The organism is Psychrobacter glacincola (assembly GCF_904846215.1).
GTDB lineage: Bacteria > Pseudomonadota > Gammaproteobacteria > Pseudomonadales > Moraxellaceae > Psychrobacter > Psychrobacter glacincola.
In genome coordinates this window covers 35,790-60,986 of the sequence record NZ_CAJGZK010000015.1, presented here as the reverse complement: position 1 = coordinate 60,986, position 25,197 = coordinate 35,790, and the positions used below count along the sequence as shown (strand labels likewise).

The 25,197-nt window shown below is 40.8% G+C and carries 21 protein-coding genes; 14 read left to right on the top strand and 7 right to left on the bottom strand.

All coding sequences use genetic code 11. The features are described 5' to 3' along the window. Nucleotides 1-28: 28 nt before the first annotated feature. The 11 genes from JMW90_RS09545 to JMW90_RS09495 all read left to right on the top strand — a co-directional run bounded on the left by JMW90_RS09545 (nucleotide 29) and on the right by JMW90_RS09495 (nucleotide 9,996). Nucleotides 29-427 carry a sugar 3,4-ketoisomerase gene (locus JMW90_RS09545; RefSeq protein WP_201563575.1) on the top strand — a complete coding sequence of 133 codons (399 nt, stop codon included), beginning with the start codon at nucleotides 29-31 and terminating at the stop codon, nucleotides 425-427. After that, nucleotides 427-1,488: an ATP-grasp domain-containing protein gene (locus tag JMW90_RS09540; RefSeq protein ID WP_201563573.1), complete on the top strand. Its 1,062-nt coding sequence runs from the start codon at nucleotides 427-429 to the stop codon at nucleotides 1,486-1,488. Before JMW90_RS09545 ends, JMW90_RS09540 begins: the two co-directional genes overlap by 1 nt. An 8-nt stretch (nucleotides 1,489-1,496) precedes the next feature. Continuing rightward, on the top strand, nucleotides 1,497-2,387 hold the full coding sequence (locus JMW90_RS09535) for an NAD-dependent epimerase/dehydratase family protein (protein ID WP_227691927.1): 891 nt from the start codon (nucleotides 1,497-1,499) through the stop codon (nucleotides 2,385-2,387). Then, the gene (locus tag JMW90_RS09530) at nucleotides 2,371-2,979 is read left to right on the top strand and encodes an HAD family hydrolase (protein ID WP_201563569.1); all 609 of its coding nucleotides are present in this window, start codon (nucleotides 2,371-2,373) and stop codon (nucleotides 2,977-2,979) included. The genes JMW90_RS09535 and JMW90_RS09530 overlap by 17 nt, the downstream gene beginning before the upstream one ends. 53 nt (nucleotides 2,980-3,032) lie before the next feature. Then, the gene (locus JMW90_RS09525) at nucleotides 3,033-3,737 is read left to right on the top strand and encodes a class I SAM-dependent methyltransferase (RefSeq protein WP_201563567.1); all 705 of its coding nucleotides are present in this window, start codon (nucleotides 3,033-3,035) and stop codon (nucleotides 3,735-3,737) included. A gap of 2 nt (nucleotides 3,738-3,739) precedes the next feature. Next, a complete protein-coding gene (locus JMW90_RS09520; protein WP_201563565.1) occupies nucleotides 3,740-4,846 on the top strand; it encodes a DegT/DnrJ/EryC1/StrS family aminotransferase in 1,107 nt (368 codons plus the stop codon). A 1-nt stretch (nucleotide 4,847) separates the two neighbouring features. After that, nucleotides 4,848-6,089 (top strand): O-antigen translocase, encoded by a 1,242-nt coding sequence (locus tag JMW90_RS09515; RefSeq protein WP_201563563.1) that lies wholly within the window; start codon nucleotides 4,848-4,850, stop codon nucleotides 6,087-6,089. 71 nt (nucleotides 6,090-6,160) lie between these two features. Beyond that, nucleotides 6,161-7,567, top strand: a complete 1,407-nt coding sequence (locus JMW90_RS09510) for a hypothetical protein (RefSeq protein WP_201563561.1) — start codon at nucleotides 6,161-6,163, stop codon at nucleotides 7,565-7,567. Nucleotides 7,568-7,593: 26 nt separating this feature from the next. Beyond that, nucleotides 7,594-8,529, top strand: coding sequence for a glycosyltransferase family 2 protein (locus JMW90_RS09505; RefSeq protein WP_201563559.1), 936 nt, complete (start codon nucleotides 7,594-7,596; stop codon nucleotides 8,527-8,529). Next, nucleotides 8,530-9,345 carry a glycosyltransferase gene (locus JMW90_RS09500; protein ID WP_201563557.1) on the top strand — a complete coding sequence of 272 codons (816 nt, stop codon included), beginning with the start codon at nucleotides 8,530-8,532 and terminating at the stop codon, nucleotides 9,343-9,345. A 138-nt stretch (nucleotides 9,346-9,483) separates the two neighbouring features. Next, nucleotides 9,484-9,996 (top strand): pilin, encoded by a 513-nt coding sequence (locus JMW90_RS09495; protein ID WP_201563555.1) that lies wholly within the window; start codon nucleotides 9,484-9,486, stop codon nucleotides 9,994-9,996. A 122-nt stretch (nucleotides 9,997-10,118) separates the two neighbouring features. Here JMW90_RS09495 and fdxA read toward each other — a convergent pair whose 3' ends face one another. Continuing rightward, nucleotides 10,119-10,442, bottom strand: a complete 324-nt coding sequence (gene fdxA, locus JMW90_RS09490; protein WP_201563553.1) for a ferredoxin FdxA — start codon at nucleotides 10,440-10,442, stop codon at nucleotides 10,119-10,121. A gap of 92 nt (nucleotides 10,443-10,534) precedes the next feature. Then, a complete protein-coding gene (gene mutS, locus JMW90_RS09485) occupies nucleotides 10,535-13,666 on the bottom strand; it encodes a DNA mismatch repair protein MutS (protein ID WP_201563551.1) in 3,132 nt (1,043 codons plus the stop codon). Nucleotides 13,667-13,944: 278 nt separating this feature from the next. Between mutS and secA the strand changes: the two genes are divergently transcribed. Both secA and JMW90_RS09475 read left to right on the top strand, forming a co-directional pair. Continuing rightward, a complete protein-coding gene (gene secA / locus JMW90_RS09480; RefSeq protein ID WP_201563549.1) occupies nucleotides 13,945-16,725 on the top strand; it encodes a preprotein translocase subunit SecA in 2,781 nt (926 codons plus the stop codon). 345 nt (nucleotides 16,726-17,070) lie between these two features. After that, nucleotides 17,071-17,598 carry a hypothetical protein gene (locus tag JMW90_RS09475; RefSeq protein WP_227691926.1) on the top strand — a complete coding sequence of 176 codons (528 nt, stop codon included), beginning with the start codon at nucleotides 17,071-17,073 and terminating at the stop codon, nucleotides 17,596-17,598. Between the two features lie 95 nt (nucleotides 17,599-17,693). Here JMW90_RS09475 and JMW90_RS09470 read toward each other — a convergent pair whose 3' ends face one another. The 5 genes from JMW90_RS09470 to JMW90_RS09450 all read right to left on the bottom strand — a co-directional run bounded on the left by JMW90_RS09470 (nucleotide 17,694) and on the right by JMW90_RS09450 (nucleotide 23,625). Continuing rightward, nucleotides 17,694-18,362, bottom strand: a complete 669-nt coding sequence (locus JMW90_RS09470; protein WP_201563547.1) for a YsnF/AvaK domain-containing protein — start codon at nucleotides 18,360-18,362, stop codon at nucleotides 17,694-17,696. Nucleotides 18,363-18,563: 201 nt separating this feature from the next. After that, nucleotides 18,564-19,412 carry a DUF2382 domain-containing protein gene (locus tag JMW90_RS09465; RefSeq protein ID WP_201563545.1) on the bottom strand — a complete coding sequence of 283 codons (849 nt, stop codon included), beginning with the start codon at nucleotides 19,410-19,412 and terminating at the stop codon, nucleotides 18,564-18,566. Nucleotides 19,413-19,969: 557 nt separating this feature from the next. Next, nucleotides 19,970-21,151 carry a thiolase family protein gene (locus tag JMW90_RS09460; RefSeq protein WP_201563543.1) on the bottom strand — a complete coding sequence of 394 codons (1,182 nt, stop codon included), beginning with the start codon at nucleotides 21,149-21,151 and terminating at the stop codon, nucleotides 19,970-19,972. A gap of 58 nt (nucleotides 21,152-21,209) precedes the next feature. Beyond that, on the bottom strand, nucleotides 21,210-22,556 hold the full coding sequence (locus JMW90_RS09455) for a homoserine dehydrogenase (RefSeq protein ID WP_201563541.1): 1,347 nt from the start codon (nucleotides 22,554-22,556) through the stop codon (nucleotides 21,210-21,212). A 211-nt stretch (nucleotides 22,557-22,767) separates the two neighbouring features. After that, on the bottom strand, nucleotides 22,768-23,625 hold the full coding sequence (locus JMW90_RS09450) for a DsbC family protein (RefSeq protein ID WP_201563539.1): 858 nt from the start codon (nucleotides 23,623-23,625) through the stop codon (nucleotides 22,768-22,770). 574 nt (nucleotides 23,626-24,199) lie between these two features. On the opposite strand from JMW90_RS09450, the gene JMW90_RS09445 reads away from it, so the two are divergent. Continuing rightward, nucleotides 24,200-25,123 (top strand): DUF808 domain-containing protein, encoded by a 924-nt coding sequence (locus tag JMW90_RS09445; protein ID WP_201563537.1) that lies wholly within the window; start codon nucleotides 24,200-24,202, stop codon nucleotides 25,121-25,123. Nucleotides 25,124-25,197: the final 74 nt, after the last annotated feature.

Here is a 25,197-nt window from a genome sequence, read left to right as displayed (position 1 = left end):
TTTTTTTGATCAGTACTGAGTAACTATAATGACATTAGCCAATTTCATAGCATTTCAATCCAAGGGTGATGATAGAGGTAGCCTAGTCGCTCTTGAAAGCCATAAAAACATCCCTTTTGAGATTAAGCGTGTCTATTATATTTTCGATACCAAGTCAGGCGTGGTAAGAGGTCTGCACGCTCATAAAGATCTGTCACAGGTTATGGTCTGTCTAAAAGGCAGTTGCCGTGTCGTCTTAGATAATGGCTACATTAAAGAGCAAGTCGTCTTGGACAGTCCAGATAAAGGGCTACTCATAGATAGTATGATGTGGCGTGAAATGCATGACTTCTCAGCAGATTGTGTATTGCTGGTATTAGCCAATGAGCATTATGACGAGAGTGATTATATTCGTGATTATGGTGAGTTTTTGAAGGTGACAAGGTAATGAAGAAAATATTAATCGCAGGTGCTGGCGGAGCTCCAACTGAAGGCGTTATTTTTTCTTTGCTTAAAAACTCTGATAACTACATTGTTGGAATGGGATCTGAGCCAACGGATTTAATATTATCGAAAGCACACAAAAAATATTATATTCCTTATGCTAATACCGCAGAATATAAAGATAGACTTTTAGAGATATTAAATAGAGAAAAACCTGATCTCGTTCATTTTCAAAATGATTTGGAGATTTATCACGCATCCTTGATAAGAGAGGATATAAAAGCGACTGGTACTAAGATATTTATGCCTGAGCATTCAGTGATTGATACGTGTGTGCATAAATATAAGTCTTATCAAGCCTTTACAGATGCAGGTATTGTAGTACCTAAGAATATAGTTATAAATACTGAAGATGACCTTAAGGAAGCTTTTGAGAAGTTGAGCGACAGGGTAGGTAAAATTTGGTTAAGAGATAGTGGTATAGGTGGTGGTGGGAAGGGAGCGCTGCCTACTAGTGACTATAATCTCGCTAAAGCATGGATAGATCATTATGAAGGTTGGGGTGAGTTTATAGCAGCAGAAATGCTAACATCAAGAACAGTAACTTGGTTATCTATTTGGCACAGAGGTAAATTGGTAGTTGCTCAAGCACGTGCAAGAGAAGGGTGGACGCATGGAAGTAGAGCTATTTCAGGTGTGACGGGCGTAACTAAAGTAGGTGTAACTGTTTCTGATGAAAAGATTAGCAAGGTCGCAATTAGTGCTATTGAGGCAATAAGCGATAAGCCACATGGTATTTTCGGTGTGGATATGGCTTACGACAGTAAAGGCGTTCCTAATCCTACAGAAATCAATATATCTAGATTTTTCACCACAGTGAGATTTTTTACAGAAGCTGGTGTTAATTTTCCTGAAATTTTTAAAAAATTAGCTTTAGATGAGCATCCTAAAATTGAGATGGGGACAATAAACCCCCTAAAAGATAATTTAATGTGGGTACGTGCTATGGATGTTGAGCCAAAATTAGTAGCAAAAAGAAATATTGAAAGTGAGATTATTTTCTGATGAAAGTCATGTTAACAGGTGCTTCAGGCTTCATAGGTAGTCATATATTGAGCCAGCTTACTAAAATACTAGGTAAGGAATCAGTAGTAGCTCTAACTTCAATACAAATTCCAAATATAAATTGCATTATTTACAACACAATCCAAAATTTCGGTTTGCATAGTGATCAATTTGACGATATTACTCATATCATTCATGCTGGAGCATTTATACCAAAAGATAGACAGAAATCCGATGATATGAAAAAATGTTATGAGAACTTAGAGTTCACACAAGAATTGCTTTCTTTCGATTATAAAAAATTAAAGAGAATAATTAACTTAAGTACTATTGATGTTTATAAAGCCACATCAGAGATTTTATCCGAAGACTCTCTTATAGAGCCGGTAAGTTTGTATGGTTTATCTAAACTATATTGTGAAGCAATGGTGCACGCTTTTGCAAGAGAAAGAAAATTAGAAAGTTTAAACTTACGCATTGGGCACGTATATGGACCAGGCGAAGAGAAGTACAAAAAAGTAATGCCTATTACTATTAGTAATATCTTACAAGGCAAGCCTGTAGAACTTTGGGGTGACGGCAGTGATTTACGCAGTTTTATTTTTGTTCAAGATGTCGTTCAAGCCATAATTAACGCTCTTGAAACCAATGTTGAATATGAAAGTATTAATGTTGTTTCGGGTAATGCTGTATCGATAAAACACCTTCTACAAAAAATAATTGCGATAAGTGGAAAAATTGTAATAGTTAATTATAGAGAGTCTAACCACCAAAAAAGAAACCTCGTTTTTGACAATCGCCTATTAACAAGTACTCTTTTAGAAAAAGAAACCGATTTGTCCGAAGGTCTAAAAATTGAGTACGAATATATTAGAGAAAAAAATGAATTTAATCTTTGATCTTGATGGAACATTATTATGTTCGAGGAAAAGAGTTTACGAGCTTTTTTGCGACCTTGTTGACAGTAGAGATATGAGCTTTTCAGACTATTGGAGCTTAAAGTTTATAGGTAAAAGCAATCAAGATATTGTGAGAGAAAAATTTGATTATAGTGACGATGATGTAATATCTTTTCTAGACAGCTGGATGCATAAGATAGAAACTGATTTCTACCTAGAAAGGGACACTATAATAAATGGTGCTTCAGCGTTTTTGGAAAAAGTAAGTCAAGAGCATACAATTTATGTTTGCACGGCTAGGCAATCTACTTCACAAGTCAATAAGCAATTAGCTAGACTATCGATACTACATTTATTTGAAGATGTTTTTGTCACTGAGCAAAAATTTACAAAGGCTGAGCTACTTAGAAATAGTGGTTTGAAATTCAGTAAAGTAGATTGGATGATCGGTGATACTGGGCACGATATCATGACAGGTAAGGAAATAAATATTAACACCTGCGCAGTATTGAGTGGATGTATGTCAGAAATGAAGTTAAGAGAATATAATCCTGACGTCATTTTAAAAGATATTATAGAATTAAAAATATAGTTTATGGATTAGCGATTTGCTCAAAGTAATATAATAATTAGAGGTAGCATGAAATGGATAATAATTTAGATTCGATAGCAGAAAAGAGCCTTTTCACCACACCAGCAGGGAATACTAGCCTATATAAATCATTCGATATTTTCATGCGATTTGCAAAAAAAGGTTCTGTCCTTGAGCTAGGTTGTGCTGAAGGTCTGATGACTGAGAAAATTGTCAATTTTTTTGATGATGTTGCAGTCGTAGAAGGTTCTTCAATATTTTGTGAGCAGCTGAAGAAAAAACTTCCAAACGTGGAAGTATTCAATTCGTATTTTGAAGATTTTGATTGCGATAGAAAGTTTGACAATATTATTCTAGGTCATGTTCTAGAGCATGTTGATGACCCTGTATTTGTCTTATCTCATATTAAGAAATTTCTTAAAACAGACGGTTTAATTTTTGCTGCTGTTCCAAATGCTAGATCTATTCATAGGCAGGCAGCAGTTATAATGGGTATTCTTGAAAACGAATACTCTCTTAACTCTCTTGATATACATCATGGGCATCAACGTGTTTTTAATCCAGAGTCATTTCGAAGCGTATTCATTAAGGCTAACTTACCAATATCTATATTTGGTGGATATTGGTTGAAACCACTCTCAAACGGACAAATTGAAGCCGACTGGTCAGAAGAAATGCTTGATGCCTTTATGGATATGGGTGAAAGGTATCCAGATATATCAGGAGAAATATATATAGTCTCATACTGTGATAGATAGCGATGATTCTTTTCCTCGATCTCAAAGCAATTAATGCTCAATATCGTGATGAGCTTATCGAGGCCTGTACTCGGGTCATAGATTCGGGATGGTATATTGGCGGTCAAGAGCTAGCGCAGTTTGAGCAGGATTTCGCTGACTATTGCGGTACTCAATTTGCCATCGGTGTCGCGAATGGACTTGACGCTCTGACTTTAGTGTTACGAGCGTGGATAGAAATGGGTAAACTTAAAGAAGGCGATGAAGTCATCGTCCCTGCCAATACCTATATCGCGAGTATATTAGCCATAACAGAAAATAATATAATCCCTGTATTGGTCGAGCCTGATATCGCCACCTACAATATAAATCCTGATAATATTGAAGCATCTATTACAGATAAGACCAAAGTGATACTGCCTGTGTATCTATACGGTCAGTTGGCTGATATGCCAGCTATCATGGATATAGCCAAGCGTCACAATCTGTTAGTGCTGGAGGACGCAGCCCAAGCTCATGGGGCCAGTCTAAATGGTCAGAGAGCAGGAAGCTGGGGTGATGCGTCAGGATTTAGCTTTTATCCCGGCAAAAACCTAGGCGCATTGGGCGATGCAGGAGCGATCACGACGAATGATAGCGAGCTAGCTGATACTCTGCGCGCGCTACGCAATTATGGCTCACATGAGAAGTATAAAAATCTCTTTCAGGGCGTAAATAGCCGCCTAGATGAAATACAAGCGGCTATGCTAAATGTGAAGTTAAAACATATTAATGATGAGGTAGATAAGCGACGGTGCATAGCGCAGTACTACCTAAACCATATCGACAATCCCTCAATTCAGTTACCTACAGTATCTGCTAACCAAGAGAGTCATGTCTGGCATTTATTCGTTGTCAGGCATGCTAGCAGAGATAAGCTTCAAGCTTATCTTACCGAACAAGGTATTCAAACACTGATACATTATCCTGTTCCTCCGCACAAGCAGACGGCTTACCAACAATGGAAAGACCTGTCTTTACCGCTTACAGAGCAGATCCATGCTGAGGTATTGAGCCTACCTATTAGCCCTATCCAATCGCTTGAAGATACCCAAAAGGTAGTAAGCGCCTGTAATAGCTTTACCTTCTAAATTGAAACTGCTATCGACCAGCCTTTTGAATGGCATTGCCGTTTTGGTCAGAACGGCAATCTCCTTTATTTTGAATAAAATACTTGCGGTATACGTAGGACCGTCTGGATATGCCGCCATCGGACAGTTTCAAAACTTCATTCAGATCATCATCAGCTTCGCAGGTGGCGCTATTCATACAGCAGTCGTCAAATATACGGCAGAGTATTACGATGATGAACGACGGCAAATCCTCGTATGGCAAACGGCTGGCACGATTGTCTTACTGTTCAGCTTACTACTGACTGTCATTATTTTGGTATTCCAAAAGCCTTTGTCGATTTATCTATTTCAGAGCTTAGCTTATCAATCCGTATTTGTCTGGTTTGCCTTATCGCTGATATTCTTTACTTTTAATACGCTATTTTTGGCTATCTTAAATGGCAAAAAAGAAATCAAAAAGCTGGTCGTTGCTAGTATATCAGGTAGCGTGTTTTCTCTAGTCGTGACCGCTATACTTGTCATTAAGTATCAGCTACTTGGCGCGTTGATTGCCTTGTCCGTCTATCAGTCGATTTCATTCTTGGTGACTTTTGCATTATGTGTACGCTCTCCTTGGTTCAAAGTAGCGTATCTGTTTGGCAAGATAGATAAAAAAGTCTCAAGAAATTTTTTAAATTATGCCGCGATGGCATTGGTCAGTGCGATGTGTGTACCTGTATCGCAGATACTCATCCGCAATCATGTCATTAGTAAATTCGGTGTGGACTATGCAGGCTATTGGGATGCGATGACCCGACTGAGCGGCGGCTATCTCATGCTCGTGACTACGACACTTGGGGTCTATTATTTGCCTAGGCTGTCGGAGATAAAAGACAAGCATGAAGTCATCGCAGAGGTGATACTAGGTTATAAGTTCATCTTACCGTTTGCTATAATCAGTAGCACGCTCGTCTATATATTTAGATTTGAAATCATTACGGTACTATTCACTCGCTCTTTTTTCCCTATGGATGAGATATTCTTATGGCAACTTATAGGTGATGTCCTAAAGATAGGAAGTTGGATACTGGCTTACTTAATGCTTGGTCGAGCAATGACTAAGCTGTTTATTATTACTGAGATTTTATTTACCGTCTCATTGCTAGTACTCACTTACTTGTTTTCAGAGTATTTTGCATTTGAAGGCGTAGCGATAGCGTATATGGTCAATTATGCTATATATTGGGTTTTGATGGGGTTTCTAGTGTTTAGAGCTATATAAATTTAAGATAATTTAGTAAACGAAAATTTAAATGACAACTTGAAGTATTTTGAGAATGGAAAGATTTAAAAATGAAAGAAGTAGAAGAGATAAAAAACCTAATATTTAATTCTGAAATTCATCAAAGTATAGAATTAGCAGCTTCTTTAATTAGAGATATAAATGCTAGCGACTACTACGACCTCAATGTGACCGATATTGAAAGAGCTTTGATTAAAAAATTTGATAAAACGAATGGTATATTGGTTGAATTTGAAGGAAAAACCTACGACAGCGCTCTTTTCGTTATATCTGAAGGGTATGCGACAGGAGGTCATACTCGTTTGATGGAAAACCTAAGTCAAATGATACCTAGCAGACCTACCTTACTCGTCACAAGACCAACTGAACAAAGTGTGATAACAAGATTTGAAAGATATTTTGAGCAAATAATAACTTGTTTTAATAACAAGAATAATGTCAATTATATTAATAGATTAGCGAAAGAAATTGTCAAATATAATAAAGTAATATTAAATATCCATCCAGATGATCTGCATACCGTCATAGCTTGCGATATCGCTAAAAAATTGAATAAAGAGCTCCAAGTCTATTTTGTAAATCACGCCGATCATATAGCAACTTATGGCGTAACAGTCTCTGATATATGGTATGAAATTAGCTTAAGCGGTCATCAATTAGATAAGTTTAGAGGAATACTATCAGAGACTAAAATTAGCTTTTTAGGTATTCCAATAAACAAACCAAAAAGTAGTTTTTTTGAAAAAGTGAACTATAACTATAACCCTGATGGAAATAGGTTTTTAACGGCTGCATCAAGCAATAAGTATGAACTCGAAGATGATGCAACTATGATACCCTTACTTGATGAAATCCTCACTATGAACTCTAAAAATCGAGTTTCTATCATAAGTTCTGGTATAGAATTTAATCCTTTTTTTAAAAAATTAAAGAAGGAATATCCAAACAGAGTAAGGTTTCATTCCTCGCTACCTTATGATGAATACATTAAATTATCTGAGGATACAGACTTCTATATCGACAGCTATCCAATGCCTGGTGGCACAGCGTTTGTAGAGCAGTTTTTACATGGTAAACCTTGTATAGGGCTTCAAACCAAATTTTATGGCTATACACCTTTAGAGCTTGTCAAACGAAACACAGCTGAAGAAGCCTTGGAGCTATTGACGACAACTCCAAGTGACAGCTTCCTCAATGAGCTAAATTCAAAAATATTTGAAGTACATGGTTTTGACAAAGTAAAAGAAAGGTTTTTATCTAATTTATATGATAATATTTTATTTAAAAATCCTATGAATAACTATATAGATTTTAGGAATATAAGTAAAAAATATAATATTTATTTTTCTTGGGATATACTTAAAAAGATACTAAAATTTAGCAAGTTAAATTTTATTAATTTGATTTTATCAAAACACTTCTTAAGGTTGATCTTAAATAAAATTAAGTCATTTTAAAAATAAAATATCATTGAGGCTTCTTTTTGACTTCACATAACATCGACATTCTACTAGCAACCTATAATGGCGAAAAATATATATCTCAACAGATATATTCGTTGCTCGCTCAAACTCATAAAAATTGGAATTTATATGTAGCCGATGATGGCTCTACAGACAATACCATAGACATAATCAAATCAATTATGTCTAACGACGATAGGCTACATATTATTGATTTTAAAAAACCTGTTAAAAGTGCGGCTAAGAATTTTTGGCGTTTACTACCGTACTCGAAAGCAGATTTTGCAATATTTTGTGACCAAGATGATGTATGGTTAGACTGTAAGCTAGAGTTGTTATTGAAGAAGTCAGAGAAATGGATTAATAAAGACCTACCAAATATAGTTTTTTGTGATGCATACATATATAGTCAGAAAGAATCTAAGATAGTATCAGATACTCTTTATCCTTACTTATATTTATCTTTTAAAGACTTTATATTTCATAACGGTGGGTATCAAGGCTCATCTACATTATTTAATAAGGTTCTTAAAGAAAAGCTGCTAAATTACACGCCAGATTTCTATATTCATGATGAGATAGTCGCTTTAACTGCGCATGCTTTTGGAGAAGTCTTATTTTTATACAAGCCATTGATGCTATACAGAATTCATGAAAATAATATAATAGGGGTTAGAGAAAATACTTTGCTATCTAAGTTGAATATTATACTTAATAATAAAAGCTACATTGTATTACCTGAATCAAAAAATTCAAAAGTAAGTTTCTACAATTTTCATCGAGATAATTTTTCTAAATCTAGTGATGTTGTGTTTAGTGATTATTTCAAATTTATTGAATCTAATATTTTTATCAGATTATGGATAATTTTGAATAGTAAAATGACTAAATTTAGATTTTATTTGTTATTGAAAACTTCTATGGTTAAAGTTTATCCGATAGACAGGCTTTTATAAATGTATGTTTCCTTAGTCCTCTACCAGCATACCCTAGCAGACATCCAAACCACGCTAGACAGCTTACTGCACACCGATAGCGTAGATAAAGTCATACTAGTGGACAATGGTGGATGCAACTGGGCGGATCATTTAGGCCATACCAAAATAGCCTATATTAAAGCTGAGAGAAATGGCGGCTTTGGCTATGGTCATAATTTAGCTATACGTAAATATACCCGTTTAAGTGATTACTTCCTCATCTGTAATCCAGATATCGACTTTGACCCTAAAGAGTTAGAGAAATTGCTTGAAGTCGCGAAGTCATCATCAGCAGGGCTCTATTCACCGAAGATAATCTACCCTGACGGCACAGACCAGTACGGTCAACGACTACTGCCTACACCACTTAACCTATTTGCCAGACGTTTTTTACCTCAGTACTTCTCCGATAGGCTTGATGATAAATATCTGCTCAAAACCTTGACGGTACATCTGACATTGAATAAGCCAGCTCCTGTACCGAGTGTGTCTGGCAGCTTTATGCTGTTTAAATCTAAATGCTTACTAGCGTTAGGCGGGTTCGATGAACGCTATTTTATGTATATGGAAGATATGGACCTATCACGTCGGTGTGCTGTGAGATTTGGTGTGCTCTACGTGCCCAGTGCTTGCGTCATCCATGAGCATCAGCAAGCGTCTTATAAAAACAAAGCCTTACTCAAAGCGCATATTATCTCGGCTGTCAAATATTTTAATAAGTGGGGATGGGTTTTCGATAAACAAAGAAGGCAAATTAATAATGAGACTTTGTCTACACTAAAAGAAACAGACTAATAAATAGTTCATGTAAGATGAACGGTACATTAAGCGCAAATGATGACTATAACCTAAAAAAATAGAGGTTGTGATTATGTTTACATTGGCATGATATATGCAATATTAGAATTGCCATTCATAACTAAGCTAAATATCATGTTATTGTTTATACAAAACAATGAGACTAATTCTCAATCTGGCTTCACTTTAATCGAGCTGATGATAGTGATCGTTATTGTTGGCGTTCTCTCTGCGGTCGCGTTACCTACTTATCAAGACTACATCACCAAAACCAAAGCCTTAGAAGCAATATCGGCAGCTAATTCTTGCCGGATATCTGTAGTAGATGTTGTGCAACCTTCATCAGCAGTAGACGTGTCTATAGCTTTAGCGAGTGCTTGTGACCACTTTGTCCCTACGAAATATGTAAAGAGTGTTTCGGTGAGCATTGATGGTATTATTACTGTTTTGGCTGATGAAGCTAATTTAACAGCGTTAACTGCTACAAGTAATGCATTGACGCTTGCACCCATTCAAACTGGTAGCAATGCATTAGTGGGTATCACGGATGGTGGCAAAACTATTGCAGGCTGGCGCTGTGGTTCAGTAGCAGATGGTACGACCATTCCTGCCAAGTACTTACCTAGCTCATGCCGAGGTGCTTACTAATTATTTGAAAATTAAAATATAGATAAGCGAGTTTTCAATCGCCCCATATGACTAGATAACGAAAAAGGCTGAAGTGATGACTTCAGCCTTTTTCGTTAATCATACTTTATTGAAATTTAAACCTACTTTTCTAAATACTGAATCTTACCTTCCACACCATCCCACTTTTCAGATTCTGGCAATTGACCTTTCATCTCAGTAATGTTTGGCCACTTTTGTGCCAGCTCAGCATTCAGCTCAGTGAACATCTCTTGGCCTTTTGGCACTTCATCTTCTGAGAAGATCGCATTGGCAGGGCATTCAGGCTCGCATAGCGCGCAGTCGATGCACTCATCAGGATCGATGACGAGGAAGTTCGGTCCTTCATAAAAGCAGTCCACAGGACAGACTTCCACACAGTCGGTGTATTTGCAAAGAATGCAGTTATCTGTAACGACAAAGGTCATAGTAATGTCTACCTGTTATTGGATTGGGGCAAAATAGAATAGTGGAAAATTAGGCATATTTTAGCGCTTTTACCACTATTTGACAATTCCCTTTAATGACTAATGATTTTCTTAAGCTGATATATCAAGTCATGCGCTTGCTTGGGCGTTAGGCTATCAGGATCAATGGCGTTTAGCTCGTCTTGTAAGCTAAACAGCTGATTTTGCTGTGGATTATCATTTATATTTTTGGTTTGATTATAGCTGCTGTCGTTTGCTTGTTTTGTTCCGTCACTATAAGTCTGATGGCGTTTATCCTTTACTGACTTAGCTAATTCATTTTTGTCATCAACTTTATCAATAACAACTTTTTCATTTTCTGCTTTTAGGGTGTCTATTTTTAAGTTGTCTACTAAATAGCGCTTGGCATCATTGAGCACTTGTGTCGGAATACCAGCCATTTTAGCCACATGTAATCCAAAACTGGAGCTTGCAGCACCCTCGCGGATTTGATGTAGTAGTAACAGTTGACCGTCGATTTCGCTGGCAGCAACATGGACATTGCGGATGTTGCTGTGAATATTATTGGTGTTTTCTGCCAATTGCGTCAGCTCAAAGTAATGGGTGGCAAATAATGTCAGGCAGCCAATCTCTAGCAGTCGATTGACACAAGCATGAGCAATCGCTAGCCCGTCTGTCGTTGCTGTACCGCGCCCAACCTCATCCATGAGCACGAGCGATTTATTCGTCGCTTGATTGAGGATATTAGCGGTTTCAATCATCTCTACCATAAAGGTTGATTTACCACCTGCTAAGTCGTCGGCTGAGCCAATACGGGTAAAGATACGGTCGATATCACCAATATAAGAACTACTTGCTGGGACAAAGCTGCCGCAATGAGCCAGTAGGACAATCAGTGCTGTTTGGCGCATATAAGTAGATTTGCCACCCATATTAGGGCCGGTAATCATTAATAATCGCTCAGGATTTGCATTACTGCCTAACGCGCAATCATTGGCGACAAAATGGCTCGCAGGTTGAGGATTGTTGCTTTTATTAATGGTGTTTTGGATATTGATTGGATTTAATACCGCTTCGACTACCACATGGCGACCTGCTTTGATATTGATACTGGTTTGGCTGTCATCTTTCGATTGATTATTGTCTTTGGGTTCATTACTCATTACTGGGCGTTGCCAGTGATAAGTCACGGCGAGCTGTGCCCAATTGCTGAGAACATCTATTTGCGCAATAGCTGCGCTCAGTTGTTGCAGTTCGGCTAAATGGCTACCTAATATGGTTAATAGCTCATTATATAGCTGCTTTTCGCGAGTTAATGCTAAGGTCTGCGCGCTGAGATACTCAGTCTCGACCTTTTTTAACTCATCAGTAATAAAGCGCTCGCTGCTCTTTAGCGTCTGCCGTCTGATAAAGTGTGCCGGTGCATTTTTTGCCTGCATTTTTGGTAATTCAAAATAAAAACCGCTGACTTTATTAAAGCCAACTTTGAGGCTAGGCAATTGGCTCTCTTGACGAGCACGCTCTAGCATCTCATCTAATGTCGTTTGGATATTGTCATGCAGATGAGTGAGCCGATCAAACTCTTCATCGTAGCCAGCGGCAATCATGCCGCCATCGCGGATATGGGCAGGTGGTTCTGCGATAATGGCACGCTCAATCAGCTCGGCTACGGATTGTACCGCAGGTAACTGATTGGGTAATTGCTGCATCAGCATTGGTAACAGTCCTGCCCGCTCATGGCTAATACCAAACTTCATTAATAGCCTAGCAAGTTCGGTGCTACTGGCGATACCATCGGCAAGTTTACGTAAGTCGCGAGGCTTAGCGCTCATCAGCCCGATACGGCTACTGATACGCTCAATATCACCAATGGCATTTAAGGTTTCACGTATATTTTGTACTAATGAGTTACTTTCTAATTTTTGTTCAGACGGTGTTGAGTGCTTGTCCGTCTGCAAAAGACTGGTGATGGCATCTAAGCGCAAATTAATACGCGCATGCTGACGCAGCGGACGCTTCATCTGCTGCACCAGTAAGCGTCGTCCCATTGGCGTTTGACAATGATTGAGTACGGATATTAAAGACGTACCGTTACTACTAACAGGCGTAAATAGCTCAAGATTTTGCTGACTATTGGCATCAATGATCAGATAATCGCCACTATATTCGACGATAAGCTGATTGACTTGTGGCACATGGCGTTGCTGAGTTTGCCGTGCATAATGTATCAATGCTGCACAGCTAGATTGCGCTAATGGCGCATTGCTAATACCTAAACCATCGAGACGTTGCACCTCAAATTGTTGGCACAAAGTTTCGCTGGCATGGTCACGATGAAAGTCATTGGCAGCCACTTCGATAATAGGGCAGTCAAGATTTTGACGTAGCCAAAGTAGCCAGTCTTCTCCGTTACTATTGTTATTACCATTACTGCCACTCAGCGCTTCGCTAATGATACATTCGCTCGGGGCGAAGCGCGCTAACACCGTCAGCATTTGAGTTTGTAAACCTTCTATATCATTGTTATCTGCTGTTAGGCATTGCGTCGTCAACGTGCCCGCAGCTAAATCCATTTGACTAATGGCTGCTTGCAACGATTGTTTACTGTTCGATTTAGGGATTTCGATATCAATAGCGACGACAGTCGGGGTATGATTGGGCGCAATGAGTGCATCATCGGTAATCGTCCCTGCCGTCAGCGTTTTGACCACTTCACGGCGCATAATACTGCCAGCTGCCGATTTACTGGTATCTTTCTTTTGCTTGTCGCCCATCGTAGGTGTATTGGACGGATTATTCGCATTGCTAGTGCTATTATCATTAAAGGTTTCGTCAATTTGCTCACAGACTACTACCGTCTGCCCAGCCGCAATCAGCCGTGCCATATAACTATCTGCAGCATGAAATGGTACGCCTGCCATGGCAATGGTGTTGCCTGCTTTATCCGTACCACGGCGAGTCAAGGTGATGTCCAATATTTGAGCAGCACGCTTGGCATCATCAAAAAATAACTCATAAAAATCGCCCATCCGGTATAGCAGCAGCGCTTGTGGATAGTTGACCTTCATAGTCAGATATTGCACCATCATCGGTGTATGATCTGCCAAGTGATAGATGGCGTCACCTATGACCAATGAGTCAGAAGCCTCTATCACAGATTTTGAAGTGTTTTTTGAAGTCGATTTTATGGTCTTATTGGTTTGAGCAGAGGGTTTGACTGGCATGCGGGATCTCTTATATTGCTTTTGTCTTTCTTAAATAATCTAAGCTTATAAGCACTATTTTAACACGTCCTACTGTGTTTTTACGTCGACAAATATCTACTTACTGCCCTTGTATCCATTGCCGTCATAACCATATATAATGACGTCACACTGAATTGGGCGATACTTCATTAGGCGATACTTCATTGTGTCGCACTGAGCCAGATGATGAAAAGGCGACGAGCAAAACGTTGGCTAATTCGCACTAATTATCGAATATTTCCATAGGTCAAAAAATTATGTTATCAAAGATTATAGGCAGTGTCGTTGGCACCAAAAATGAGCGTGAACTCAAGCGCATGCGCAAAGTGGTCAGCAAAATCAACGCATACGAGGCTGCAATACAAGCCCTATCTGATGAACAATTACAACAAAAAACAGCAGAATTTAAAGCAAGACACCAAGATGGTGAAAGTCTAGATGCCTTATTGCCAGAAGCGTTTGCGGTTTGCCGTGAAGCGTCGCTGCGTGTCACTGGTATGCGTCACTATGATGTGCAGCTGATCGGTGGTATCACCTTACACGAAGGCAAAATAGCTGAGATGAAGACCGGTGAGGGTAAAACCTTGATGGGTACCTTGGCGATGTATTTGAATGCCATCAGTGGTAAAGGCGTGCATTTGGTGACGGTCAATGATTATTTGGCGGCACGTGATGCGGAATTGAACCGTCCCTTATTTGGCTTTTTGGGCATGACAGTCGGGGTGATTTACTCGCAGCAACCGCCCCAAGAAAAAGTCGATGCTTATCAAGCCGATATCACTTACGGTACCAATAACGAGTACGGTTTTGATTATCTGCGCGATAACATGGTCTTTAGTTTAAAAGAGAAAAAGCAGCGTCCATTAAACTTCTGTATCATCGATGAAATTGACTCGATCTTAATTGATGAAGCCCGTACGCCGCTGATTATCTCGGGTCAAGCTGAAGATTCATCGCGTATGTATGCGCTCATTAATACCATTATCCCCGTGCTGATTCGCTCAAAAGACGAAGAGGCCAATAAGAATAATGAAGAAGAAGATTTCTGGATTGATGAGAAAAATCGCCAAATTGAGATTAGCGAAAAAGGCTATGAGAAAATTGAGCGCTTCTTAATCGAAGTCGGTGAGCTTGGCGAAAACGAAAGTCTTTATAGCCCAAGTCGTTTGCCATTATTGGCTCACGTACAAGCTGCGATTCGCGCCCACCATGTCTTTGTCAAAAACATCCACTATATCGTCGATGATGGCGAAGTGGTTATCGTTGATGAAAACACCGGGCGTACCATGCCGGGTCGCCGCTGGTCAGAAGGTCTGCATCAAGCCGTTGAAGCCAAAGAAAACGTCGAGATCCAAGCCGAAAACCAAACACTTGCAACCACGACGTTCCAGAACTTTTTCCGTCTCTATGACAAGCTATCTGGTATGACAGGTACCGCTGATACCGAAGCGGCAGAATTTAAATCAACGTATGACTTAGACGTCATTGTGATTCCAACGCATGAGCCGATTGCTCGTATTGATATGGATGACCAAATTTTCTTAACCAAGTTAGGCAAATATAAAGGCATCATCCGCGAGATTCAAGAGATTCAAGCCAAAGGCGCGCCAGTATTGGTCGGTACGGCAACGATTGAAGCCAGTGAAGAATTGTCTTATCTGCTAGACCAAGAAGGCGTCAAGCATAACGTTTTAAATGCCAAGCAGCATGAGCGTGAAGCAGAAATCATCGCGCAGGCAGGTAGCCCAAAATCGGTCACGATTGCCACTAACATGGCAGGTCGTGGTACCGATATTATCCTTGGCGGTAACTGGCAGTCATTTATTGAAGATATTGATTCGGTCAGCCCCGAAGAAATGCAGCGTCTAAAAGCCCAATGGCAAATCAAGCATGACCAAGTCGTTGCGGCTGGTGGTCTCCATATCGTCGGTTCTGAGCGTCATGAATCACGCCGTATTGATAACCAGCTGCGTGGTCGTGCGGGTCGTCAAGGTGACCCTGGAATGTCGCGTTTCTTCTTATCACTCGAAGATGACTTGATGCGTATCTTCGCCGGTGACCGCGTCGTGAATATGATGCGTGCCATGGGTCTAAAAGAAGATGAAGCCATTGAGCATAAGATGGTCTCAAAATCGATTGAAAATGCTCAAGGTAAAGTAGAAAGCCGCGATTTTGATGCGCGTAAGAACTTGCTTAAGTATGATGACGTGGCCAATGATCAACGTAAGGTTATCTATGGTCAGCGTGATGATTTGTTGGCAGAGATGGATTTGTTAGAGGCCATTAAAATCATGCATCAAGAAGTCTATAATGCCATGATTAACCAGTTTATTCCGCCAGGCTCTATCGATGACCAATGGAATGTTGATGGGTTAGAGGATGAGCTTGAAAATGAATTTAAGATTGCAATGCCCATTAATGATTGGCTTGATGAAGATCGCCGTTTGGATGAAGAAGGGTTACGTGCCAAAGTCATCCAAACTGCCTTAGATCGTTATCACAGTCGCCGTGAGCAAATGGGCGAAAAAGATGCTGCCCAGCTTGAACGTCATTTTATGCTTCAGAGTCTAGATAAGCATTGGAAAGAGCATTTAACCCAGATGGATCAGCTGCGTAAAGGCATTCATCTGCGTGGTTATGCGCAAAAAAACCCTGAGCAAGAGTATAAACGTGAGTCATTTGAGCTGTTCCAGATGATGCTAGGTGCGATCAAGTCTGAAACGGTACAAGACTTATCACGTGTGCATATCCCAACCAAAGAAGAGCTAGAGGCGTTGGAGGTTCAGCAACGTGAAAATGCAGCCCATATGCAAATGCAGTTTGAGCACAGTGATATCGATAATATGGATGGCGGTTTGGAAAGAGCGGCAGTGCAAAGCCATAATGTCGTTGGCGCTGCTACTGGTGCTGGCGTAGCAGGTGCTATGGCGGGCAGTGGCAATGATGCAGACCCGTACGCTGGTATGAACATCAGCCGTAACGCCCCATGCCCATGTGGTTCCGCACTTAAGTACAAGCAATGTCATGGTAAAATCTAAAATGAGCTGACCAAAATTCCTTGATCAAAAATTCCTTGATCAAAAATTCCTTGATCAAAAAGTCCTTATCGGAATAGATAGGGACTTTTTTATGGGCTAAACAATGTATGGCTTAATAACATTATCATCTATAGTCAGTGAAAAGTAATATCGACACATTATGTACTACTGGTATCAATTTTTCTTGCTTGCTGTGCCCATGCAGACAGAGGCTGCAAAAAATTTGTACCAGCAGTAGCGTTTTTAGAGTATTTTGACTATACCTTGTATTGATTACTTACAAATTCAACGTAGGCGCGCATTTGTGGACACGCTATAGTGTTTAGCATAATTATTTGGGAGAGCATGATGAATGTAGCATTATTAAAACAGTGGCGTCACTCTTTAGTTGTTACGGCATTATTGGCAGGAGCCTTGTCTGTGACTGCCTGTCAGCCAAAGCAAGAAACAGAGCCCAGCCTAGAAGAGAGCATCAGCGAAGAGCAGGCGGTGCCCATGTCTGCTGAACCTGCCGAGCCAAGCGATGTGGTCGTAGATGCCCCCGCTAGTGAAGTCGCAGATGATACCGTGGCTACGGTCAATACTGGCGTCAATCAGATAACGTATTTGTGCTCTCCTGAACTAGAGGTCGAAGCGACCTATAAAGATGCCGATAGCCAAGTGGTGCTTGCAACTGCCAAAGGCACTGTCACGTTGACAAAAACCAACGATGCCAGCAATCCTGAAGTATTTGAGGGCGCAACGGCTATCGATGGTACGGCAGGCTCTATACAGTGGCGCGTCGCTCATCAAGATCGCGAAACGGGTGTGATACGGACTGCTGGTACAGATGCCGCAAATATAAGTACTTATGAATGTAAAAAGACCCAATAATAGCTATAACGTTTATAGATAAGTTAATATAAAAAAAGCAACGTTCTCGTTGCTTTTTTTGCTTCTGATTTCCAGAAAATTTAAAATTCAACAGCTTATCTTTTATGAGCCGTATTTTGCTCATGTGCCAAAAACCCTTCCTCAGTCACGTCGAGTTCTTCATGTTTAAGTTCGACCTCGATACTGTCAGTATGCGTATGCGTGGTTTTTTCAATGGCTACTTCTTGGATAACGTAAGTGTCTTTGGTAATGGTTGCGATTTGACGCGATAAAACAATCTCAATGGGCGCATCACCAATCTCAACTTGCGTGCCATTGATAGTGACGACGGCTTTACTATCTAATGATGGCTCCAGATGACGCACTATGTCTTTATCATCATAGTTCCCTGATAATAAATCCTGACTTTCGCTATCCTGATAATCAGTGCGTACTGTGATGTACTCTTCTACCAGCTCAATAGGTACTTGAATGGTTTTGGTTCGAAAATGCTTGGTGACGGTTACTTTACCCACATCCAAGCGCTCTTTATTGACCACTGGGCGCTCTTCTAATAATTCTAGATAACCACCATTACTGTTATCAGTCGCTGTTAGATTTTCTAAAAGACTACTCTTGTGATTGTCTGTTATCGCTTGCTTCTGACTATCGTCAGGTAACGATAGCTCAGATGAGGTTAAATCATCTGGCGTGCCGCTCGCGGTATTCGCGGTAAAATCAGGATAGTTGGTATTAGGATAGTTATTTTCATTATTAGCATTCATGGTCATTTCCCTTATTATTGTATATAAAAAAAGACCAGAGACGAGCTCTGATCTTATTTACTGAGTAAATCACTCAGTTACTAATGGCTGTCGTATAGTATTGATTTAAATGGTGTTGACTTAAATGGTATTGATTTAAATAGTATATAACAAAACCACAAATACCATTCAGATTATAAAACCATACGAATGCCTAGCATATTACATACCACGAGCGCGGCGTACATCATCAGCAGTGATATCATCACGGCTAAATAAATTACCATCACGATCAATCACGTTGCCATCATTATCGATATCTAACTCTTCACGTTGAATGGTTTCTACGATCGTTTCAGTTCGATGCTCTGTCGTTTTACCAACGTTTACTTCTTCCGTAACGTAAGTTTCTTTGCTGACGCGAGCACGTTCAGCTTCTAGCTCAACTTCGATAGTTTCATTACCATTGACATCACCAATACGGCGGTCAGTTGGACGATTGACATTGGTGCGTTCAATATTGGCATGCTCTTCTTCTAAGTCAATATTGACGTCACGCTCTTCAGTAACGACGTGCTTACCGACTTTTACCAAACCTGCCACAATGCGATCTTTATTGACGCTCAAACGCTCTTCTAACAGCTCCAGCGTATCTGGCGCATTGTAATTATGGTCGGCAATCTCCATACGCTCAGCTTCTGGAATGCTGTCAGCGACAAATGCCTGACGGTCTCTTTCATACTGTTCTTTGTAGCTATATTGGTAGTCATGGTCATAAACTTCCATCGCTTCGACTTGCGATTTAGTCAAGCTATCGAAGAATACGTCATCACCGACGATACGTGCCAAGCCCGCTGGTACCAATACTTCTTTTGAGCTAAACCAGCCGCCTGCATCGACGATTAAGTAGCGGATACGACCAGTGGTGTCTTCTACCAATGCACCTTCGATTTTACCGATTTTTTCTTCATTGACGCCAAAAGCAGTCTTGCCAGTTGGGTCATAATAGTCATCACCGATCAGGTCACGGTGCGTTGCTTGAATGTCTCTTAAACGAATAAGTTGGCTCATTATTATCTTCCTTTTGTATGAGTAAATTTCTTTTTATAAAATGGTTTGTTAATGTTATTAGATGAACGGTTATTAGATAGACTGTTGTTCGATGAACGCTTTAAGCAATAGCATTTATTATAGCCAGTCGCTATCTCGACTTGTTATTATCCTAACAGGACAATTTTGCACGAGATATATGAGCAAGGTAGCAAAGTGTTCGCTTGGCGTAATCCTGTGTAATAGGCTGTAAACGGCACAATCACTATATAATCTTAAGTTAAAGCATTCTTACGCAAATACACCTATAGTCAATGAAAAGTAATATCAACACATTATGTACTGCTGATATCAATTTTTCTTGCTTGCTGTAGCTAGCCGACAGAGGCTGCAAAAAACTTGTACCAGCAGTACCGTAGACCATAGACCGTAGACCGTAGCGTTTCTAGAGTATCTTGACTATAAATAGATTGTTGGTAATATTTGGACATAAAAAAACCGCATTGCTCACAGCGATGCGGTTTTCAATTCTAAAGATAAGCCAAAAATTTATGTTATACAACTCATTTTAAAATAGCTTAAGCAAGCTCAATCGCCACTGCTACCGCTTCACCGCCACCGATACATAGGGTAGCAACGCCTTTTTTGCCACCGGTACGCTTTAGAGAGTTGATAAGCGTAACCAAGATACGAGCACCTGAACAGCCAACTGGATGACCAAGCGCACAGGCACCGCCTTCAATGTTCACTTTAACATGTTCGATATTTAACTCATCCATCGCTGCCATAGTGACCATGGCGAATGCTTCATTGATTTCCCATAAATCGACATCAGCCACTGACCAGCCGGCATTTGCCAATACTTTCTTAATCGCACCAACAGGGGCGATGGTAAATTCGCTTGGGTGACGAGAGTTAGAGGCAGTCGCAATGATACGCGCTTGATACGCTAGCCCTTCTTCCTTGGCTTGCGACTCTTTCATCAACACAACCGCTGCCGCGCCGTCTGAGATAGAGCTAGCGTTTGCCGCTGTGATAGTACCGTCTTTGGCAAAGGCAGGACGCAAAGTAGGAATACGCTCAGCATTGGCTAGGGCAGGCTGCTCATCGGTATCAACCGTTTCCTCACCTTTACGGGTCTTAAACGTGACTGGCGTAATCTCATCTTCGAAATGACCATCTTTGATAGCGGTAAGCGCACGGTTTAATGACTCAATAGCAAAATCATCCATTTGCTCACGGGTATAGCCTTTTTCATTTGCCATTTCTTGCGCAAATTGACCCATCAGCTTGCCGGTATCGGCATCTTCTAGACCATCTAAGAACATATGATCTTTGATTTCTTTATGTCCCATACGGTAGCCACCACGCGAACCTGGCATGATGTAAGGCGCATTGGTCATCGACTCCATACCGCCCGCAACGGCGACATTAAAGCTGCCCGCTTTGATACCGTCGTGAGCTTGCATAACTGCTTTTAGACCTGAGCCACACAGCTTATTGATGGTAACTGCGCCCGTTGCATCAGTCAAGCCGGCTTTGCGCATGGCTTGACGCGCAGGACCTTGACCCAAACCTGCGGTTAAGATACAGCCCATAATGACTTCATCAATCTTATCGACAGTAACACCCGAACGCTCAACAGCCGCTTTGATAGCCGCTGCGCCTAAGTCTGTGGCACTTATGTCGGTCAGTGCGCCCTGAAAGCCGCCCATTGGGGTACGAGCGCCGTTTAAAATTACAATTGCATCATGTGACATCGTTGTTTCCTTTTTTAGGTATTTTGATCCAAAATATTTGACTGATTAAAGCATATATTTACGTCAGCTCATCTAAGCGTATGCGTACCACTTTATCAGTAATGGTGTCTAGCTTCTCAATTTTTTCGATGGCAAGATTCATCTGAGCCTCAACCACTGGCAGCGTCAGGATAATCACCGGAACTTGCCCAAGTTTATGCGCAGGTTTTTGCAAAATAGCATCGATATTGATACCGGCATCACTCAAGATACGGGTGATATCTGCCAACACCCCAGGACTGTCATAGGCATGTACCCGTAGGTAATATCCGCTAATCATCTGTTCAGCGCGCAATATCGGCGTATCTGATAACTTTTCAGGGATAAAAGCTAAGTGCGGCACATGATGACCATTGCTGTTTTGTTGGTCAGCATCTTTACATCCCAACACACGCACCAAATCCATCACATCTGCCATCACCGCAGAAGCCGTCGCACCGGCACCAGCGCCGTCACCGCAATATAGCGTTTGCCCTAGAGGGTGAGAGTTTACCAATACGGCATTTTTGACGCCATTAACATTGGCAAGCAAAGCGTTTTGTGGAATCAGCGTTGGGTGTACACGCAGCTCAATACCAGCGCTGTCGTCTCCGCTGCCATTGCCTGCACGGCGAACCGCAAAACCTAAGTGTTTGATACGATAACCAAGCTCTTCAGCGTAATTGACGTCCTGCAAAGTAATACCGGTGATGCCTTCACAGTAGACTTTATCAAACTGTAATGGAATACCAAAAGCGATAGAGGCAAGTAGTGCCAGCTTGTGCGCGGCATCAATGCCTTCAACATCAAAGGTAGGGTCAGCTTCAGCATAACCAAGTGCTTGTGCCTCGTTCAGTACATCAGCAAACGGGCGACCTTTATCACGCATTTCTGTCATGATAAAGTTGCCTGTACCATTAATGATGCCCGCTAGCCAATCGATTTTATTGGCAGCCAAGCCTTCGCGCATGACTTTAATAATCGGAATACCGCCTGCTACGGCTGCTTCATAGGCGACATGGACATTATGCTGTTCAGCAAAGGCAAAAATCTCATTACCATGCTCAGCCAGTAGTGCTTTATTGGCCGTCACGACATGTTTGCCATTTTTGATGGCGTGCATAATGACATCTCTGGCAAGGGTCGTACCGCCAATCAACTCGATGACAATATCGACATTGTCACTGGCAGCGGTTGCCATCAAATCACTGGTTTGCATAATGTTAGGATCGATATCATCACGCTGACGACGAACACCAACTTCGGTAATCACAATGTCGCGTCCGCTACGACGTTTTAGTTCATCTAAATTGTCATTGATTAGATTGACCACACCCGTTCCGACGGTGCCTAAACCAAGTATCGCTAGTTTGATGGATTTGCTCACAGGATCCTCAAGAGATTAAATAGTGGGATAAAAAACGCTGCTACGAAAGGATTTAAAACCACAAGAATCACTAACATAAAGAAGCGCTTATACGGCGCTATTGCCTAGCGCTTTATCGTATCATACCGACAAGCGCTTGTGGCGTCTACACAATGTCGCCACCGTCACGGATATCACAGATATCACAGATACTTAAAATATCTGGCCATTTTTAGTTAACGCCAACTGCTTCTGCCAATTGAGCCGCAGGTAAATAGCCGCCTACTTGCTGTCCTGCTTCAGTAAAGATAGCGGGCGTGCCTCGCACACCAAGTCTTGCACCTAATGCCATTTGTTCTTGTACAGGATTGGCACAGCTAGGCGCTTGCACGTTGGCACCTGTTTTCCCCTGATCCATAGCCGCCTTACGATCTTCACTACACCAAATGGCTTCCATTTTTGGCACCGATTCTTGGCTGCGTGGCCATGCCAAATAACGCACCTCGATGCCACGTGCATTAATATCATTCATCTCTCCATGCAATTTACGGCAATAACCGCAATCTGCATCAGTAAAGACGTAAATTACTGCTTTAGTCGCGCCTTTTGCTGGATAGATAACCATGTCTTTTTTGTCGACTGCTTTTAGCGCTTCTTGGGCGGTACTGGCTACCAACGCGGCGCTAATATCTACAGGGGCTTTTGCACCAACAGCAATGATTTGCCCTTGAATAATATGCTTGCCTGCCTTATCCGTAAAAAAAGAAGGCAATCCTTCAGCCGTCACCCAATAAATACCAGCCATATCCGTTGGTACCGCTGAGAGGATAGTATCTTCAATACCAGAGGCCTTTAAATTGGCTTGCAGCGACTTCACTACCTTAGCATCACTTTCCTTAGAGACCGCAGCAGTACCGGTCTTGGCTTTGGTGCTATTAATAAGATCTGTATTGCTGGTCGCGTCTGCGGCATTATTAGAGCAGCCAGCTGCTACGATGACCAGCAAAGCAGCACTCATTACGCGCGCGAGATGACTGCGAGAGAATCTATCACGGTTGAGTATGGTTTTAGAAAAAGGCGCTAAGAACATAGGGTTTTTCCTTTAGGCGGTCATGCCTAATCAAGATTTTGGTAGCAAAAAGGTAATAAGTAACTTGTGGAAGTTTGATCTAAAATGATAACTAGCTAGAGTGATAAGCGGTGATAGATTTGAATCGTTTTTTACAGTTTATTGATAATAAAAGATAAGTAATAATCAGCCCTATATTAGCATATTTTTATAAATAACCGCGAGAGCCTATATAACCGTCTTATTAAATACACAATTTGTAGCTATTCGTTAAAAAAATATAAATAAAATACATTTGTGCTATTTCATATCATTTTAAGTCTAGGTAGGCTACTGCTTATCATTGTATAGTCAGTGAAAAGTAATATCGACACATTATGTACTGCTGGTATCAACTTTTCTTGCTTGCTGTGCCCATGCAGACAGAGGCTGCAAAAAATTTGTACCAGCAGTACCGTAGCGGTTTTAGAGTATTTTGACTATATGTTGTACTATATTTTTGACTGAGCATAGTTTATGACAGAGCCATATTTTATGAAGAGCCATCTGTTATTTGAAAATTACTTATTGAACAATGTTAGCTTAAGGAGCAACTATGGCAGGTGCCAGTTTATTAACCTTACTCGATGATATCAGTGTGATATTGGATGACGTCTCAGTCATGACCAAAATTGCCGCCAAAAAAACCGCCGGGGTGTTGGGTGATGATTTAGCGCTTAACGCTGAGCAAGTCTCAGGCGTCAAAGCAAATCGTGAGCTTCCCGTCGTTTGGGCGGTTGCCAAAGGCTCATTAATTAATAAGCTTATTTTGGTGCCAGCAGCGATACTCATTAGTGCTATTTACCCGCCATTAATTACATTTTTATTGATGTGTGGTGGGTTGTTTTTGGTGTATGAAGGTGCTGAAAAAGTCATTCATCGCTTTTGGCCGCATGCTTTGCCGCATGATGAAGAGCAAGAAGCCCGTCGAAAAGCCAATGCTGATGAAACGATAGACTTGGTCGCTTTTGAAAAAGAAAAAATCAAAGGGGCAGTACGTACCGATTTTATTTTATCAGCAGAAATTATTGTGATTGCGCTGGGGGCAACTGCTAGCGCAACTTTGCTAGAGCGCAGTTTGGTGCTGTCTATTTTAGCGATAAGTATTACCGTCGGCATTTATGGCTTGGTCGCAGGTATCGTCAAGATCGATGATGTTGGTTTGCATATGATGGAAAAAGAAGGCGCATTTACCCAAAAGGTCGGTAAGGTCTTATTTACCGCAGCCCCTAAATTGATGAAGTTTTTGTCTCTCGCTGGTACCTTAGCGATGTTCTTAGTCGGTGGTGGTATCTTAGTGCATGGCGTTAAATTTTTATACCAGGGCGTTGAAGATATTGCCCATCTGACCGGTATCTTTGAAAGCTTTACCACTGCGCTGCTAAATGGCGTTATTGGTTTTATCATTGGAGCGATTATCGTTGCACTTTTGACCGTAGTGAATAAAATACGCCACAAGGATAAATCTGCTGCTCATTAATGGCTTTAGTTATTCATCACAATATTAATGAAGATAGAAGACATAAAAAAGCCCCAACGTTGGGGCTTTTGCTT

Coding starts and splice junctions, on each gene's coding strand:
- JMW90_RS09470 (WP_201563547.1), bottom strand. CDS start 18,362: ATGAATGCTAATAATGAAAATAACTATCCTAATACCAACTATCCTGAT.
- JMW90_RS09460 (WP_201563543.1), bottom strand. CDS start 21,151: ATGTCACATGATGCAATTGTAATTTTAAACGGCGCTCGTACCCCAATG.
- JMW90_RS09545 (WP_201563575.1), top strand. CDS start 29: ATGACATTAGCCAATTTCATAGCATTTCAATCCAAGGGTGATGATAGA.
- JMW90_RS09500 (WP_201563557.1), top strand. CDS start 8,530: ATGTATGTTTCCTTAGTCCTCTACCAGCATACCCTAGCAGACATCCAA.
- JMW90_RS09510 (WP_201563561.1), top strand. CDS start 6,161: ATGAAAGAAGTAGAAGAGATAAAAAACCTAATATTTAATTCTGAAATT.
- JMW90_RS09540 (WP_201563573.1), top strand. CDS start 427: ATGAAGAAAATATTAATCGCAGGTGCTGGCGGAGCTCCAACTGAAGGC.
- JMW90_RS09445 (WP_201563537.1), top strand. CDS start 24,200: ATGGCAGGTGCCAGTTTATTAACCTTACTCGATGATATCAGTGTGATA.
- JMW90_RS09475 (WP_227691926.1), top strand. CDS start 17,071: ATGATGAATGTAGCATTATTAAAACAGTGGCGTCACTCTTTAGTTGTT.
- secA (WP_201563549.1), top strand. CDS start 13,945: ATGTTATCAAAGATTATAGGCAGTGTCGTTGGCACCAAAAATGAGCGT.
- JMW90_RS09450 (WP_201563539.1), bottom strand. CDS start 23,625: ATGTTCTTAGCGCCTTTTTCTAAAACCATACTCAACCGTGATAGATTC.
- JMW90_RS09465 (WP_201563545.1), bottom strand. CDS start 19,412: ATGAGCCAACTTATTCGTTTAAGAGACATTCAAGCAACGCACCGTGAC.
- JMW90_RS09535 (WP_227691927.1), top strand. CDS start 1,497: ATGTTAACAGGTGCTTCAGGCTTCATAGGTAGTCATATATTGAGCCAG.
- JMW90_RS09530 (WP_201563569.1), top strand. CDS start 2,371: ATGAATTTAATCTTTGATCTTGATGGAACATTATTATGTTCGAGGAAA.
- JMW90_RS09495 (WP_201563555.1), top strand. CDS start 9,484: ATGTTATTGTTTATACAAAACAATGAGACTAATTCTCAATCTGGCTTC.
- JMW90_RS09525 (WP_201563567.1), top strand. CDS start 3,033: ATGGATAATAATTTAGATTCGATAGCAGAAAAGAGCCTTTTCACCACA.
- JMW90_RS09520 (WP_201563565.1), top strand. CDS start 3,740: ATGATTCTTTTCCTCGATCTCAAAGCAATTAATGCTCAATATCGTGAT.
- fdxA (WP_201563553.1), bottom strand. CDS start 10,442: ATGACCTTTGTCGTTACAGATAACTGCATTCTTTGCAAATACACCGAC.
- mutS (WP_201563551.1), bottom strand. CDS start 13,666: ATGCCAGTCAAACCCTCTGCTCAAACCAATAAGACCATAAAATCGACT.